Here is a 15075-nt window from a genome sequence, read left to right as displayed (position 1 = left end):
AGAAGAAAGGTGTATAAGTAAAGATAATAACTTTTTCATACGAATATTTACAACTATACATAAAAGAAATAATACAATAGAAGAAAAATTAAAAAAATTCATAAAAAATATGCAAAATATAGTAAAAAGATAACTCTGTTTATATAGAAAGAAGAAATATATTATGTTGAATAAAAAATTACCAGATGCGGAATTAAAATTGATGAAAAATATTTGGAATTCGGGATATAAAACTGTAATATCTAAAGACGTTGCAGATGAAATGGAGGAAAAATATGGTTGGAAACATACAACTACAATTACACTTTTAGCGAGGCTAAGTAAAAAAGGTTTTTTAATATCCCAGAGAATTGGAAAACATGTACACTATACAGTATTAGTAAAAGAAAAAGAATATCTAAAACTAGAAGGTAAAAGAATTTTTGGAGGTTTGCATAACAATCCCCTGTCAGAGTTAATTACAAAACTACATAATAAAGAGGAAATAACTGAAGAAAAAATAATAGAAATAGGAGATTGGATAAAAAGTTGGCAAGAAGAAGATTAATATATATTAAAAGGTAGCTACTAATATAATTGCTACCTTTTTATTGTTGTGGATAAAATTGTGGGTAAACTATGGAAAACTTATGTAAAATTTGTGGATAAAATATTTTACTGACATTTAACTGACAAAAGGATTAAAATGAAAAATAAAAATGTTGAAAAAACAATACTTACAAACACTTAAAAGCCTATAAGAACTATTCAATTATAAAATAAATCTTTAGATATTTCTTAAATAGAAACTTGACAATTGAGAAGCAAAGATATAATATGTATAGTAACTAAATAGTAATGAAACTAAACACATAGAGGTGAAAGTATGAGAGATTATTCTAAACTAATTACACTGATGGAACGTATTATTCACAAATACAATCAGTGGGAGGATAAAAAACGAACTTATGGAACAGAGCTTTTATTATCAAAATCAGAAATTCATACAATAGTAGCTGTTGGTAATAATCCTGGGATAAATATTACATCTCTTGCAGATACTTTAGGTATTACAAAAGGCGCAGCTTCTCAGATGATTTATAAACTAGTAGATAAAGGGACAGTGGTAAAAAAAGTATCTCCTGATTCTGATACAGAAGTAGTTTTGAGCCTTACAGATGATGGAATGAAAAATTATAAAGCTCATCAAGAGTATCATAAGCAAACTAATGATGAATCACTTAAACTGTTAGATGATATGCCAGAACCTTTTTATGAATATATGCTGAGTTATTTTTCTGCTTTTGAAGAAAGTATTGATAAAAAACTAGAAGAAAATTAAGTCATATATGTGAAAAAATTGCTATCGTAGAGGGTAGCAATTATTTTTAAAAATATGTTTAGTAACTATACTGTATCGAAACAAAACAATTGAAAGAGTGATTGGTATGGATGGAAATCAAAAAAGAATCTATCTTTTAGAAAAAGAAGATGTAAGGAAATTACTGTTAAAATTAGGAATGCCTACTATGATAGGGATGATAGTATCAGCATTATATAATATTGTTGATGCTTTCTTTGTAGGTCGTTTGGGTACACTGCAAACTGCTGCAGTATCCTTAGTATATCCATTAACTATGGTTGGTACTGGAATAGGGCTGCTTTTTGGAAGTGGTGCAGGTTCTTATATTTCAAGGCTTCTTGGTAAAAAAGAATATGAGGAAGTAAAGATTTGTAGTAGTATAGCTTTCTTTTCAGGTATATTTTTAATCGCTGTTTTGGTTACAATTATGCTATTATTTTTTAATCCTCTTATGAATTCTTTAGGGGCAACAGATAACACACTTTATTATGTAAGAGAATATGGTTTGATATATATTTTGGGGCTTATATTCAATGTTTTCAATATAATGATGAATAATATGATAGTTGCAGAAGGGAGTTCTTCATTTAGTATGACTGCTATGTTGTTTGGTGGATTGACAAACTTCATATTAGACCCAGTTTTAATCTTTGGATGTCATATGGGAGTTTCTGGTGCTGCTATTGCAACATTAATTTCACAACTTGTCTCTACTTCATTTTATGGGTTTTATATTTTAAAAGGGCATACATTTTTATTTATGTATTTAATCAAGAATCAGTTAAAGTATTGGAAATTGGAAGAACTGCTTTAATTGTTGATGCTATTTCATTTATGACATTAGGAGTTCAAATTGTCATAGGAAATTACTTTTTGGCAATTGGAAAGGCAAAACAAGGTGGTATGTTAAGTATATGTCGTCAAGGTTTACTGTTCATTCCATTTCTGCTGATTTTCACAAACTTATGGGGTATGACAGGTCTTATTGCAACTCAATTGGTAGCAGATGTATGTGCAACAATTATTACTGTCATAATGTGGTTTAAAGAAAAGTCACTGCAATTAGTATAGAAGAGATTTTATCACAAAAGAAAATAATGTTGAAATATTGATAAGTAGGCATTTTATTTTTATATGTCAATAAATCATTATCAAAAGTAGATAAATATATTATATAGATTCATAAGAAATAGTAATTTGTTTTGATTATTTAAATATGAGATAATATAATATGAATGTATTCCTAACTTTAAATTAGAAAGAAGGTATGAATAATGAAATATTATGTAGTTGATGCATTTACAAATAGATTATTTAAAGGAAATCCTGCTGGTGTCTGCGTTCTTGAAAAGAGATTATCATTAGAATTAATGCAGAAAATAGCAACAGAGAATAATCTTCCAGAAACAGCTTTTGTAGTTGAAAATGATGGAAATTATGATTTACGATGGTTTACACCTAAAGCAGAAATTGATTTATGTGGTCATGCAACTTTAGCCGCAGCTTATGTTATATCCAATTTTATTGATATAGATATTCAGAAAATTTGTTTTTTTACTCAAAGTGGAAATCTTGAAGTTACACGAAATGGAAATCTATATGAAATGATATTTCCAAACAGAGAACCTGTTGAAATTGAATTATCATTACAACAACGTAGTTTACTAGGTTGTACACCAGTGGCTATCTACTCTTCAAGAGATTTAATATTGTTACTAAATAATGAACAAGAAGTTATAGACTATACACCTAATTATCAAGATTTAAGTAAATTAACAGATTGGTTAGGTGTTATAATTACATCACAAGGGACTGATACAGATTTTGTCTCTCGATATTTTTGTCCAGAATTAGACTCAGAAGACCCTGTTACAGGTTCATCTCATTGTAGTCTCATACCATATTGGGCTGAAAAGTTGGGAAAAGATAAAATGATAGCATCGCAACTTTCTAATCGTGGTGGTATTATTCAGTGTGAATTATTAAGGGATAATGTTGTAAAAATTTCTGGAGAAGCAGCTTTATTTATGCATGGAGAAATAATGTATAATATTTAAAGAAAAATAGTTAAAGTTGTTAATAGCAATAATAAAGAAGATAAATTTATGTCAACATTGACAAATTAAAATAAAAAAGTTAGTATTTAATTGACGAAGATAAAAACACAGTCTGGTTGGTAGTCCAGACGCAGCAATTGCTGTCAGTAACCTGCCTCCTTGGTTGTCCATTCTTTAGAAATAAAGTAAATAAATAGGAGGAACTAGCAATGGATAATGTTAGTGGAAAATTAACAGTCTTATTTGAAGAACCGTTTTGGATAGGTGTATTCGAAAGACAAGATAGTAAAAAATATGAGGTATGTAGGGTAGTTTTTGGAGCAGAACCAAAGGATGTAGAAGTATATGAATTCATACTTGAAAAGTTCTTTTCATTAAATTTTGGAAGCATTAAATTGGAGAAAAATGTATCTAAAGATAACATTGGATACAAAAGGATGCAGAGAAAAGTAAAAAAAGAACAGGCTAAAGAAACTATAGGAACTAAAGCACAAAATGCTCTTAAGCTTCAATATGAAGAAAGAAAACAAGATAAAAAAATCCTATCTAAATCTAGAAAAGAAGAAGAAAAAGAAAGACTTTTTAATTTGAAACAAGAGAAAAGAAAAGCCAAACATAAAGGTCATTAATCTAATTGGTTGGATTTTTATGAATTGCTAGATAAAAGGTGTATAAAATTAAAAATTTTATACACCTTAAATTATTAATAAAGATAGAATTACTATATTTAAAAATCACTTTAAAGCATATAAAAATATAATAATAACAGTTGTAGTAATATTATAAATGGTATCCCAAGTGTAAATTTAATATGCTTAGTTTTATGTCTAAAAGAATACATTCCAATGATAGAACCTATGCTACCCCCAATTATTGCTATGGTAATAAGGGTAGCTTCTTTTATTCTCCATTTATTTTTTATTGCTTTTTTCTTATCAATATACATTGAAGAGAAACCAATAATATTAATAATTATAAAATATATAGAAATCAAATTTTTCACAATATTACCTCCGTAAGACGTATAATAAAAATATATTATACATTATAAATCAAGAATATTTTTTTTAAAAGCCTAATCTACAATTACTATATATAAAATATTTCATAAGAAGTAATATTATATTAATTGGAAAATTTTAAAAAATTAAACAATTGCTAAAATAGGGGGTATATTTATAAGACATAAAGTGATAAAATTTACTTAGAAAATAATGTAAAATAACAGGAGGACAAGGCAAAATGAAATTCATAGTAGAAAAAGAAGTATTTGATAAATTAGAAAATGTATGTTTTGGTGTAGTAGTTGCAAAAGGAATAGACAATACTAAAGAAATTGAAAGAATAAATAATCTTTTAGATATAAGTATAGACAGAGTAGAAGAGTACTTTAAAGATAAAAAGGTAAAAGAAGCAGAAGAAATTATACCATATAGAGAAGCATTTAGAAGTCTAGGAATGAATCCAAATAAATTTATGAGTTCGATAGAAGCAATGACAACAAGAGTTGCTAAAAATAAAAAACTTCCACATATAAATCCTATTGTAGACTTAGGTAATTCTATTTCATTAAAATATCTACTTCCAATGGGTGCACATGATATGGATTTTAGAGATAATGATGTATTTGTTAGATTTTCAAAAAAAGGGGATAAATTTATTCCATTTGGAGAAACTGAAGTTGAGTTGATGGAAGAAGGAGAATTAATTTATTCTGTTGGAGATATGGTAAAAACTAGAAGATGGATATGGAGACAAGGTGAAGAAGGAAAAATTACAAGTAGTTCAAAAAATATATTTTTCCCTATAGATGGTTTTACTGATGCAAATTTAGATAAAGTAATGAGTGCAAGGGAAGAATTAGCAAAATTATTAAAAGAAATATTTGATTGTGAAATTAAAGTAGGGTTCATAGATAAAGATAACTTAGAAATGGAAATATAAGAAACTGTATCCAATACTTATTTTAAATTATTATGTATATAATTACTTAAAGGTATTTAAATAAAGAGAGGTCGTAGTAAATTTGAAAAAAACTATAATAAAGAATATAAATCCATTGGTTGAAAGTAAGTTTATGGGACTTTTTGAAATTGAGTATAAAAATAAGCTAGATGAAGATAAGGTATGGATGGTAGCATCAAGGAAAAGCAGTGAGCAATTAAAAAGTATTTATCTTGAAAATAAGGCAGATAGTGCAGATGCAGTCGCAATAGTAGGTCTTCATAAAAGTAGCAAAAAATTAATTTTAATAAAACAATTTAGAGTACCTATTAATGGATATATATACGAATTGCCAGCGGGTCTTATTGATAAGGGTGAATCTATAGATATTTCTGTTGAAAGAGAACTTAGAGAGGAAACAGGGCTTACTCTTTTAGAAATTCAAAAAAATAAGAGTAATGAGAAAGTCTATCTATCTCCTGGTATGAGTGATGAATCGATTGCATTTGTTTACTGTATATGTGATGGTAATATAACTGATGAATTTTTAGAACCAGATGAAGATATTGAAGCTATTTTAGTTTCACAAGATGAAGCAAAAGAAATTTTACAGAGTAATCATAAGATAGATACAAAAGCATTTTTAATTTTACAAATGTTTGTAAGTTTAGGAACTAAATTATTTGAATAATTATACAGAAAAGAGATTGTATTATGTGAGTGAGTAAAGTATAAAAATTTATTTTATTCATATAATGATATAATCTCTTTTTTATTTTATTTTTTTAAGCTGTAAAGTAATCAATACAAAAACATACAAGGATTATTTTTAGGTAATCTTTATATGTTTTTGTATTGAGAGATAATCTTTTAATACATATTGTATTTTCAAATGTAAATATAGTTTAAAAATTCAAAAAAATGGTGGTGAAATATGTCCCAAGGGACATTGGGCAAAATACGTCCCTCTAGCCTATTTATATTAAAAAGTATATACTAAATAAGGGTCAAAAGAGATAAAAATGATACACTAATTGTCTTTTGATAATAAAAAAACACAGAATTTAATTATTTAATCTAGAAAAAGTATTGAACAAATGAATTGTTTAGTGTACAATAATCATGTAAAAACATAGTAATGGAGGGAGACATTTCATAATGAAAATTAAGGTAGGAATGAACGGATTTGGAAGAATAGGAAGAGCTGTGTTGAGAATAGCTCAAGAAGAATTAGGAGATAATATAGAAATTGTAGCCATAAATGCAAGAGCAACAACAGAGTCTTTGGCACATTTATTTACATATGATTCATGTTACGGAACTTTTAGAGGTGAGGTAGAAGCAAAGGATGAAGATACACTAATAGTAAACTCTAAAGAAATAAAAATATTGAGATATAATGACCCAGAAGAATTACCATGGAAAGAATTAGGGGTTGATATAGTTATAGAATCAACAGGATTATTTACACAAAGAGAAAAAGCAGAAAAACACATTAAAGCAGGTGCAAAAAAAGTAATAATAACAGCTCCAGGAAAAAATGAAGATATAACTATAGTTGTTGGAGTTAATGAAGAACAATATGATAATGAAAAGCATAATATAATCTCAAATGCATCTTGTACTACAAATTGTCTAGCACCATTTGCTAAAGTATTGGACGAAAAATTTGGTATAGTAAAAGGTTTAATGACTACTGTACATTCATATACTAACGATCAAAGAATATTAGATAAGAGCCACAAAGACTTGAGAAGAGCGAGAGCAGCGGCTGAATCTATAATACCTACCACTACAGGAGCAGCAAAAGCTGTGTCAAGAGTATTACCACAATTAGAAGGAAAATTAAATGGTTTTTCACTTAGAGTGCCAACACCAACAGTTTCACTTGTTGATTTAGTATGTGAACTTAAAGAAAACGTTACAGCCGAGCAAGTGAATTCTGTACTAAAAGAAGCTGCTGAAGGAGAATTAAAGGGTGTTTTAGGATACTGTGACAAACCACTTGTTTCTATAGATTACAGAGGAGATTCAAGATCATCTATCATAGATGCTCTGTCCACAATGGTTATAGAGGACAATATGGTCAAAGTAGTTTCATGGTATGATAATGAATGGGGATATTCTTCAAGAACTGTTGACTTGGTAAAATATATAGCTGAAAAATTAAAATAGTAGATAACTTAAAAAAAATTTTTGAAAAAATTTTATAAAAATAAAAGAAAGATTATGAAAAATATTGAAGGAAAAAATTTTTCGTAATCTTTTTTGGTTCATGTAAAAGATACAAGTTACAACTTGTTAGTGGATATTAGGTCGTTAGAGTGGGATATGTCTATTTAGTAAGAAATTGTATTATTTTATATATGAAAGATAATATGTCGAAAACTTGCAGAAATCTGAAAAATTTTTATTATTGGAATACTGGTTTTCATTTTAAATATGATAAAAAAATGACAAATAAAGTTGCAAAGAGTAATATTTATAAGTATAATTAAAAAAGAGAAAAGGTTTTGTTAAGCTTTACAACAAAAGAAAAGAAGGGATGATTCAAAATGGAGAAGTTAACAGACAGGAGACAGGTTAAGGCAGTAAGCATGGAGACATTCGTTTTCATAATATTACTAATAGTTGGATTTGGCTATGTTGGTAGCATTATGGGAGCAGGAATGATGTTTAAAGTAATAATGAGTACAGCACATGCTTTACTATTAGAGACAGTTTTCTTAATTATGGCTATGGCAGTTCTTGCAGGCGCATTAAGCGCACTACTTTCAGAGTTTGGAGTAATAGCATTAATTAATAAAATTTTCGCTATATTTATGAAGCCTTTATATGGATTACCTGGTGCTAGTATAGCAGGAGCTATAACAACTTATTTATCAGATAATCCAGCTATTATACCTTTTGCTAAAGATAAAACATTCACACAGTATTTTAAACAATATCAAGTTCCAGCACTATGTAATTTAGGAACAGCTTTTGGTATGGGACTTATCTTAACAACATTTATGATATCTCAAGGTACAGAATATGTATTGCCAGCATTGATTGGTAACTTAGGCGCAGTAATAGGTAGTGTTGTAAGTGTTAGAATAATGCTGACATTTACTAAGAAGTTTTATAACTATAATCCAGAAGAAGATAAAGCAGCAGGAACATTAGAGAAAAAAGCTGAATTTAGAGAAATAAGAGAAGGAAATGTATTCCAAAGAGGTCTAGATGCTATTCTTGAAGGTGGTAAGATGGGCGTAGACATGGGAATGGCTATAATCCCTGGTGTCCTAGTAGTGTGTACATTAGTTATGCTATTAACTTTTGGACCATCTACAGACCCTGTTACAGGTCAAGAGGTTTATACAGGAGCTGCATATGAAGGAATAAAATTACTTCCAGTTCTTGGAGATAAGCTTGGATTTATATTAGAGCCATTATTTGGATTTACATCACCAGAGGCAATAGCATTTCCTATAACTTCATTAGGAGCTGTTGGAGCAGCAATGTCTTTAGTTCCAGAATTTATAAAATCAGGAGCTATAACTCCTAATGATATAGCAGTATTTACAGCAATGGGTATGTGCTGGAGTGGATATTTAAGTACACATATTGGTATGATGGATGCATTAAACGCTAGACAATTAGCTGGGAAAGCAATTCTTTCTCATACAATAGGTGGTTTATGTGCAGGAGCAGCAGCTCACTTTATATTTATGCTCGTATCATAAATATGATAAATAGAAATAATTAAAATAAAAAATAATATACAAAAAAATGGTTGTCTATATGCAATAAGAAATTGTGTACTGACAACTATTTTTTTTGAATGAAGATATTTTATAATATATGAACATTAAATTGGTATTAGAGTTAAGTTATATTTATGTAAAAAGTAACAAAAATCTGTAGAAATTTATGACAAAATTTAGTACACTAACTATATGTTCTTATTTAAAATTTAAAGGTATGATTAGAAATTACCTAGTAGAGTAAGATTGATTAATAAAAGAATCATAAAACAAAAATATTAATCATAAAAATTATAAAATAACTTACTTAAAATAAAACCATAGAACTTACAAAAATTAAAAAAGCATATAAGTATGGAGGGGTACAATGGATGAATTATTTCATATAGGAATTGATGTAGGTTCTACAACAGTAAAGGTTGTGGTACTTAATAATAACAATATAGTTCATAAAGAGTATAAAAGACATTATTCTGATGTGAAGAAATCAGTTAAAGAAGTACTAAATGGAATATACGAAAAATTGGGAGATATAAATGCAACCATTATAATAACTGGTTCAGGAGGAATTGGAATCTCAAAAAAACTTGGGGTGAAATTTGTCCAAGAAGTTATATCTAGTACAAAATCAATAGAATATTTCCATCCGGAAACTGATGTTGTTATAGAACTTGGAGGAGAAGATGCAAAAATAACCTATTTAAGTGGAGGAATAGATCAAAGAATGAACGGTATATGTGCAGGTGGTACTGGAGCATTCATAGACCAAATGGCTTCGCTTTTAAAGACAGATGCTAGTGGTTTAAATGAATTAGCTAAAGGCTACAATGTTATTTACCCAATAGCCTCAAGATGTGGTGTTTTTGCTAAAACCGACATTCAACCTCTTATAAATGATGGAGCTAAGCAGACTGATATAGCAATGAGTATTTTTAATGCAGTTGTCGTACAAACAGTAAGTGTTCTTTCTTGTGGAAGAAAAATAGAAGGCAATGTTGCATTTTTAGGTGGGCCATTGTATTTTTTATCTGAACTTAGAGAAGCTTTTAAAAGAGTACTAGATTTAAAAGATGAAAATGTAATTTTCCCAGAAGATGCACAGCTTTATATTGCTATTGGAGCAGGATTATTATCAGTAGATGAAGATAGTATAAAACTTAAATCTCTAATAGAAAAACTAGACAATATAAAAAACATTGAAGATGGAGAGGTAAATTTATTAGAACCTTTATTTAAAGATAGAAATGAGTATGAAGAATTTTTTAAAAGACATGAAAAAGAAAAAATAGATTATGTAGATATAAATTCAATTAATAAAAATTGTTATCTAGGAATTGATGCAGGTTCTACTACTACTAAGGCCGCGCTTATTGATGAAGATGGGAATTTAGTATATTCTTATTATAATAGTAATGAAGGAAATCCACTAAAAACAACAATCAAGGTCATAAATGAAATATATGATATATTACCAAAAGACGTTAAAATCTTGAGTTCAACTGTAACTGGATATGGAGAGGGGCTTATTAAAAAAGCATTAAAAATAGATAATGGGGAAATAGAGACTATAGCACATTATAAAGCTGCTAAATTTTTTAATAAAGATGTAGACTTTATACTTGATATTGGTGGTCAAGATATGAAGTGCTTAAAAATAAAAGATGGTGTAATTGATAATATAATATTAAATGAGGCTTGCTCATCAGGCTGTGGTTCATTTTTAGAGACCTTTGCAAGTTCTTTATCTATGACAATAGAGGAATTTGCACATGAAGGTGTCTATTCTCAAAGTCCTGTAGATTTAGGTTCAAGATGTACTGTGTTTATGAATTCGAGAGTAAAACAATCTCAAAAAGAAGGAGCAAGTGTTGGAGATATATCAGCAGGCTTATCCTATTCTGTAATAAAGAATGCTTTATTTAAAGTAATAAAAATCAGAGATTTAAATGAGATTGGAAATAATATTGTTGTACAAGGTGGAACATTTTACAATGATTTAGTACTTAGAAGTTTTGAAAGGTTAATTGGCAAAAATGTAATTAGACCTAATATTTCTGGAATTATGGGTGCTTTTGGTTCAGCTCTTATAGCCAGAGAGAAGTATGAAAGTGGATATCAAACATCTTTATTATCTAAAGAAGAATTGAATAGTATAAAATTAGAATCAAGTGTAATTAGATGTAAAGGATGCTCAAATCATTGTCTTCTTACAATAAACAAATTTTCTGATAATGAAATTTTTATTTCAGGAAATAGATGTGAGAAGGGAGAAGCCATTTATGGCGATAAAAAGATAGGTTTAGAAAAGAAAAACCCCATAAATCTATTTAAGTATAAATATGACAGGATTTTTAAATACAAACCATTAGAAAAAGATAAGGCAAAAAAAGGAGAGATAGGAATACCAAGAGTATTAAATATGTATGAAGATTATCCATTTTGGTTTACATTTTTCAATGATATGGGATTTAGAGTTGTACTTTCAGATAGGTCATCAAAACAATTATATGAAACTGGTATAACTAGCATTGCTTCTGAAACAGTGTGTTATCCTGGGAAATTAGTTCATGGGCATATAGAAAATCTAATTTCAAAAGGAATAAAAAATATATTTTATCCAAGTGTGACCAATGAAAATAAAGAGGATTTAAGTGCAGATAATTATTATAATTGTCCTGTTGTAATATCCTATTCTGAAGTAATAAAAAATAATGTGGAAAATATAAGAAACAAAAATATAAATTACATAAATCCATTTATAAGTTTAAATGATAAGGCAAAGTTGAAAAAGAGACTTCATGAGGAATTATCAAAACGTTTTACTGGTATAAATATAACTAAGGAAGAAATTAATCATGCAGTTGATAAAGCTACTGATGAACAAAATTCATTTAAAATGGAGATGCAAGCAGCAGGCGAAAGAGCACTTAAGGAGATAAAAGAGAGAAACTTAAAGGGAATTGTATTATGTGGTAGACCATATCATATAGATCCAGAAATAAATCATGGAATGCCAGAGCTTATAAATTCTTTAGACATGGCAGTGCTTACTGAAGATTCTATATGTCACTTAGCAAATATGCAAAGACCACTTAGAGTTGTAGACCAATGGGTCTATCATTCAAGATTATACAAAGCAGCTAGTTTTGTAAGAGATAAAAATTATTTAGAATTGGTTCAACTTAATTCATTTGGGTGTGGCTTAGATGCAGTAACTACAGACCAAGTTCAAGAAATACTTAATGAAAAATCTAAAATATATACTATTATAAAAATTGATGAAGGTAATAATTTAGGAGCTGCAAAGATAAGAATGAGGTCTTTAAAAGCAGCTATGTTTGAAAGAGAAAGTAAAAATATAGATGTAAAAAATATGAAAGTAGATAGAATACAGTATGCAAAGAATAATCAAATAACGAACAAACATACTATATTAGCACCGCAAATGTCACCTATACATTTTCAATTTCTTGAAGAAGCTGTAAATTTGAGTGGATATAAGATAGAAATTTTAAAAGATACAGATAGTAGTGTTATTGAGGAAGGTTTGAGATATGTAAATAATGATGCTTGTTATCCAGCTATAATAGTAGTAGGTCAATTAATAACAGCATTAAAGTCTGGAAAATATGATTTAAATAATACATCTGTTGCAATAACTCAAACTGGTGGCGGTTGTAGAGCTACAAATTATATTGGATTTTTAAGAAAAGCTATGTATGATGCAGGATTTAAAGATGTCCCAGTTATTGCACTTAGTGTAAATGGAATAGAAGATAGTGGAATAATGGATAATGTATCGCTAAAATTAATCAATAGACTTTTTATGGCTGTTGTGTATGGAGATTTATTAATGAAAGTACTCTATAAAGTGAGACCATATGAGAAAGTTATTGGAAGTACAAATGCTCTATATGAAAAATGGGTTGATATATGTAAAAAATCTCTTGTCAAAGCTAAAATTTCTGTATTTACTAAAAATATAAAAGAGATAGTAAATGAGTTTGACAACCTAGAGATATTAGATATTAAAAAACCTAAAGTAGGTTTAGTTGGAGAAATATTAGTGAAATTTCATCCAATTGCAAACAATAATCTAGTGAATATATTAGAGCGAGAAGGAGCCGAAGCAGTTGTACCAGACCTTACAAATTTCTTTTTAAGTTGTGCGTTTAATACTATTTATAAGCACACTCATTTAGAAGGAAGTAGAAAAAGTAGAATGATAGGGGAAGCCTTTATATACATAACAAGTATATACCAAAGGGTATATAAAAAAGCACTTGATAAAAGTAAAAGATTTTATGCTCCAGGAAATATAAAAACAGTTGCGAAGAATACAGAACCAGTAGTATCATTAGGAAATCAAACTGGAGAAGGATGGCTTTTAACAGGTGAGATGGTTGAATTATTAAATGAAGGTGTGGAAAATATCATTTGTATGCAACCTTTTGGATGTTTACCTAATCATATAATTGGTAAAGGTTCCATAAAAGAATTAAAAAGGTTATATAAGAATGCAAATATAATTCCTATTGATTATGACCCTTCTGCAAGTGAGGTGAATCAGCTTAACAGGATAAAACTTATGCTTTCTAAAGCTTTTAAAAATATAGAAGATTAAGGTTTCACATGTTGAAAATTTATAGCTTTCTAAATAAGCTACTATTATATTAATAATTATAAAAAGAGTTACTCTATATTTTTTAGGGTAACTCTTTATTACTTGAAAAATTATATGTATACTAATATAAAAGGGGGGGAAGTTATATGAATTTAGTATATGATGTTTATGAGTCTAAAATAGGAAATTTGTACATATTGAGTGAAGATGGTTTTGTAGTTAGCGTAGATATAGGAGATGAAAAATTTAATAATTTAAAAGAAGAATATATTAAAAAAGGAATAGATATAAAAAGAAGTAAAGAAGATTTAAAAGAAGCAATAAATCAGATAGACGATTATTTTAATGGAAAAAGAAAAAAATTTGATTTAAAAATACATGTTGATGGTACTGAATTCCAAAAATCTGTCTATGAAGAAATGTTAAAAATACCTTATGGAAAAACACTATCATACTCAGAAATAGCACAAAATATAAATAATCCAAAGTCTGTTAGAGCAATTGGACAAGCAAGTAAAAGCAATAAAATCCCAATAATAATACCTTGTCACAGAGTTGTTGGTAAAAACAATGTTGGTGGATATATGGGAAATCATTCTGACTTAAAAAAAATATTATTAGATTTAGAAAAAAATAGTTAAATTGGTTAAAAGTGATTTTTTTGTTAATATTTGATATAATTATGTTAGAAGAAATTTTTAATTTACGATGATAAGGGGGAGTTTTAATGTGCAATAAAGTTATAGCATCAAAATATCATGAAAAGGGGTTCAATTGTGCAGAGTCAGTTATAAAAGCATATAATGAAGAGTTTAATACAGATATACCAGTTTGTTTAGGTAGTGGATTAGGTTCAGGCTGTGGAGTTGCTAGTTTATGTGGTGCAGTAAACGCCTCAAATATAATAATTGGATATGTAAGAGGTAGAAACCATGAAGGTGAAAGCACTAAAGCTAAAGCATATGCTAAAGATTTGACAACAACAGTAAGAAATGAGTACGGTTCAGAGTTATGTATAGACTTAAAAAAAGATTTAGTTGCATGTAGAGAGATAATGGATTTTGCATATGATAGTTTAAAAGAAACTTTAAAAAAGGAACTATAATAAATATAAGCTATAGAATATAAGCTATTTGATATAATATATTTAATAAGTCTATTATATTATAACTTATTAGTTGCAAATAAAACGCAATGAACTTTAAAAGAATATTAGATTTTATATTATAAAGACGCTCAGAAAGGAGCGTCTTTTTGCTAGTATAATTTAGAAAAAAGTTATATTATTTATTAACAGAATTTAAATGACAGTTGAGTATTAGCATTCATTGATGTAAATCAGCTTAATTAACAGATAATATT

Annotated in this window: 14 protein-coding genes; 13 read left to right on the top strand and 1 reads right to left on the bottom strand. The window is 28.2% G+C overall.

The genetic code is table 11. From position 1 onward, the window contains the following. Positions 1-163: 163 nt before the first annotated feature. The 6 genes from KGF52_RS16855 (at position 164) to KGF52_RS16830 (ending at position 4028) form a co-directional block, all read left to right on the top strand. The gene (locus KGF52_RS16855) at positions 164-547 is read left to right on the top strand and encodes a BlaI/MecI/CopY family transcriptional regulator (RefSeq protein ID WP_227840973.1); all 384 of its coding nucleotides are present in this window, start codon (positions 164-166) and stop codon (positions 545-547) included. Between the two features lie 318 nt (positions 548-865). After that, positions 866-1321: a MarR family transcriptional regulator gene (locus KGF52_RS16850; RefSeq protein ID WP_227840972.1), complete on the top strand. Its 456-nt coding sequence runs from the start codon at positions 866-868 to the stop codon at positions 1319-1321. Between the two features lie 106 nt (positions 1322-1427). Then, positions 1428-2156, top strand: a complete 729-nt coding sequence (locus KGF52_RS16845; protein WP_227840971.1) for an MATE family efflux transporter — start codon at positions 1428-1430, stop codon at positions 2154-2156. Beyond that, positions 2132-2413: a hypothetical protein gene (locus tag KGF52_RS16840; protein WP_227840970.1), complete on the top strand. Its 282-nt coding sequence runs from the start codon at positions 2132-2134 to the stop codon at positions 2411-2413. Before KGF52_RS16845 ends, KGF52_RS16840 begins: the two co-directional genes overlap by 25 nt. 203 nt (positions 2414-2616) lie before the next feature. Then, the gene (locus KGF52_RS16835; protein WP_227840969.1) at positions 2617-3399 is read left to right on the top strand and encodes a PhzF family phenazine biosynthesis protein; all 783 of its coding nucleotides are present in this window, start codon (positions 2617-2619) and stop codon (positions 3397-3399) included. A 209-nt stretch (positions 3400-3608) separates the two neighbouring features. Further along, positions 3609-4028, top strand: coding sequence for a YjdF family protein (locus KGF52_RS16830; protein ID WP_227828492.1), 420 nt, complete (start codon positions 3609-3611; stop codon positions 4026-4028). A 110-nt stretch (positions 4029-4138) separates the two neighbouring features. Here the strand turns inward: KGF52_RS16830 and KGF52_RS16825 are convergent, their stop codons facing one another. Further along, positions 4139-4402 carry a DUF1294 domain-containing protein gene (locus KGF52_RS16825; protein ID WP_227828493.1) on the bottom strand — a complete coding sequence of 88 codons (264 nt, stop codon included), beginning with the start codon at positions 4400-4402 and terminating at the stop codon, positions 4139-4141. Between the two features lie 239 nt (positions 4403-4641). Here KGF52_RS16825 and KGF52_RS16820 point away from each other — a divergent pair, with 239 nt between their 5' ends. The 7 genes from KGF52_RS16820 to KGF52_RS16790 all read left to right on the top strand — a co-directional run bounded on the left by KGF52_RS16820 (position 4642) and on the right by KGF52_RS16790 (position 14818). Then, the gene (locus KGF52_RS16820) at positions 4642-5343 is read left to right on the top strand and encodes a phenylalanine--tRNA ligase beta subunit-related protein (protein ID WP_227840968.1); all 702 of its coding nucleotides are present in this window, start codon (positions 4642-4644) and stop codon (positions 5341-5343) included. 82 nt (positions 5344-5425) lie between these two features. Further along, positions 5426-6034, top strand: a complete 609-nt coding sequence (locus KGF52_RS16815; RefSeq protein WP_227828495.1) for an NUDIX hydrolase — start codon at positions 5426-5428, stop codon at positions 6032-6034. Between the two features lie 467 nt (positions 6035-6501). Continuing rightward, complete coding sequence (gap, locus tag KGF52_RS16810; protein ID WP_227840967.1) at positions 6502-7518, top strand: type I glyceraldehyde-3-phosphate dehydrogenase; 1017 nt, start codon at positions 6502-6504, stop codon at positions 7516-7518. A gap of 380 nt (positions 7519-7898) precedes the next feature. Further along, positions 7899-9068, top strand: coding sequence for a hypothetical protein (locus KGF52_RS16805; RefSeq protein WP_227828497.1), 1170 nt, complete (start codon positions 7899-7901; stop codon positions 9066-9068). Between the two features lie 388 nt (positions 9069-9456). Beyond that, complete coding sequence (locus tag KGF52_RS16800) at positions 9457-13713, top strand: 2-hydroxyacyl-CoA dehydratase (protein WP_227840966.1); 4257 nt, start codon at positions 9457-9459, stop codon at positions 13711-13713. A gap of 146 nt (positions 13714-13859) precedes the next feature. Beyond that, positions 13860-14354 (top strand): methylated-DNA--[protein]-cysteine S-methyltransferase, encoded by a 495-nt coding sequence (locus tag KGF52_RS16795; protein ID WP_227840965.1) that lies wholly within the window; start codon positions 13860-13862, stop codon positions 14352-14354. A gap of 86 nt (positions 14355-14440) precedes the next feature. Beyond that, positions 14441-14818, top strand: a complete 378-nt coding sequence (locus KGF52_RS16790) for a C-GCAxxG-C-C family (seleno)protein (RefSeq protein WP_227828500.1) — start codon at positions 14441-14443, stop codon at positions 14816-14818. The last annotated feature ends 257 nt before the right edge of the window (positions 14819-15075 follow it).

This window comes from Clostridioides sp. ZZV15-6597, assembly GCF_020657815.1.
Taxonomy (GTDB): Bacteria; Bacillota; Clostridia; order Peptostreptococcales; family Peptostreptococcaceae; genus Clostridioides.
This window is presented reverse-complemented; position numbering and strand designations above follow the sequence as displayed.

Coding starts and splice junctions, on each gene's coding strand:
- KGF52_RS16855 (WP_227840973.1), top strand. CDS start 164: ATGTTGAATAAAAAATTACCAGATGCGGAATTAAAATTGATGAAAAAT.
- KGF52_RS16850 (WP_227840972.1), top strand. CDS start 866: ATGAGAGATTATTCTAAACTAATTACACTGATGGAACGTATTATTCAC.
- KGF52_RS16845 (WP_227840971.1), top strand. CDS start 1,428: ATGGATGGAAATCAAAAAAGAATCTATCTTTTAGAAAAAGAAGATGTA.
- KGF52_RS16835 (WP_227840969.1), top strand. CDS start 2,617: ATGAAATATTATGTAGTTGATGCATTTACAAATAGATTATTTAAAGGA.
- KGF52_RS16830 (WP_227828492.1), top strand. CDS start 3,609: ATGGATAATGTTAGTGGAAAATTAACAGTCTTATTTGAAGAACCGTTT.
- KGF52_RS16820 (WP_227840968.1), top strand. CDS start 4,642: ATGAAATTCATAGTAGAAAAAGAAGTATTTGATAAATTAGAAAATGTA.
- gap (WP_227840967.1), top strand. CDS start 6,502: ATGAAAATTAAGGTAGGAATGAACGGATTTGGAAGAATAGGAAGAGCT.
- KGF52_RS16805 (WP_227828497.1), top strand. CDS start 7,899: ATGGAGAAGTTAACAGACAGGAGACAGGTTAAGGCAGTAAGCATGGAG.
- KGF52_RS16800 (WP_227840966.1), top strand. CDS start 9,457: ATGGATGAATTATTTCATATAGGAATTGATGTAGGTTCTACAACAGTA.
- KGF52_RS16795 (WP_227840965.1), top strand. CDS start 13,860: ATGAATTTAGTATATGATGTTTATGAGTCTAAAATAGGAAATTTGTAC.
- KGF52_RS16790 (WP_227828500.1), top strand. CDS start 14,441: ATGTGCAATAAAGTTATAGCATCAAAATATCATGAAAAGGGGTTCAAT.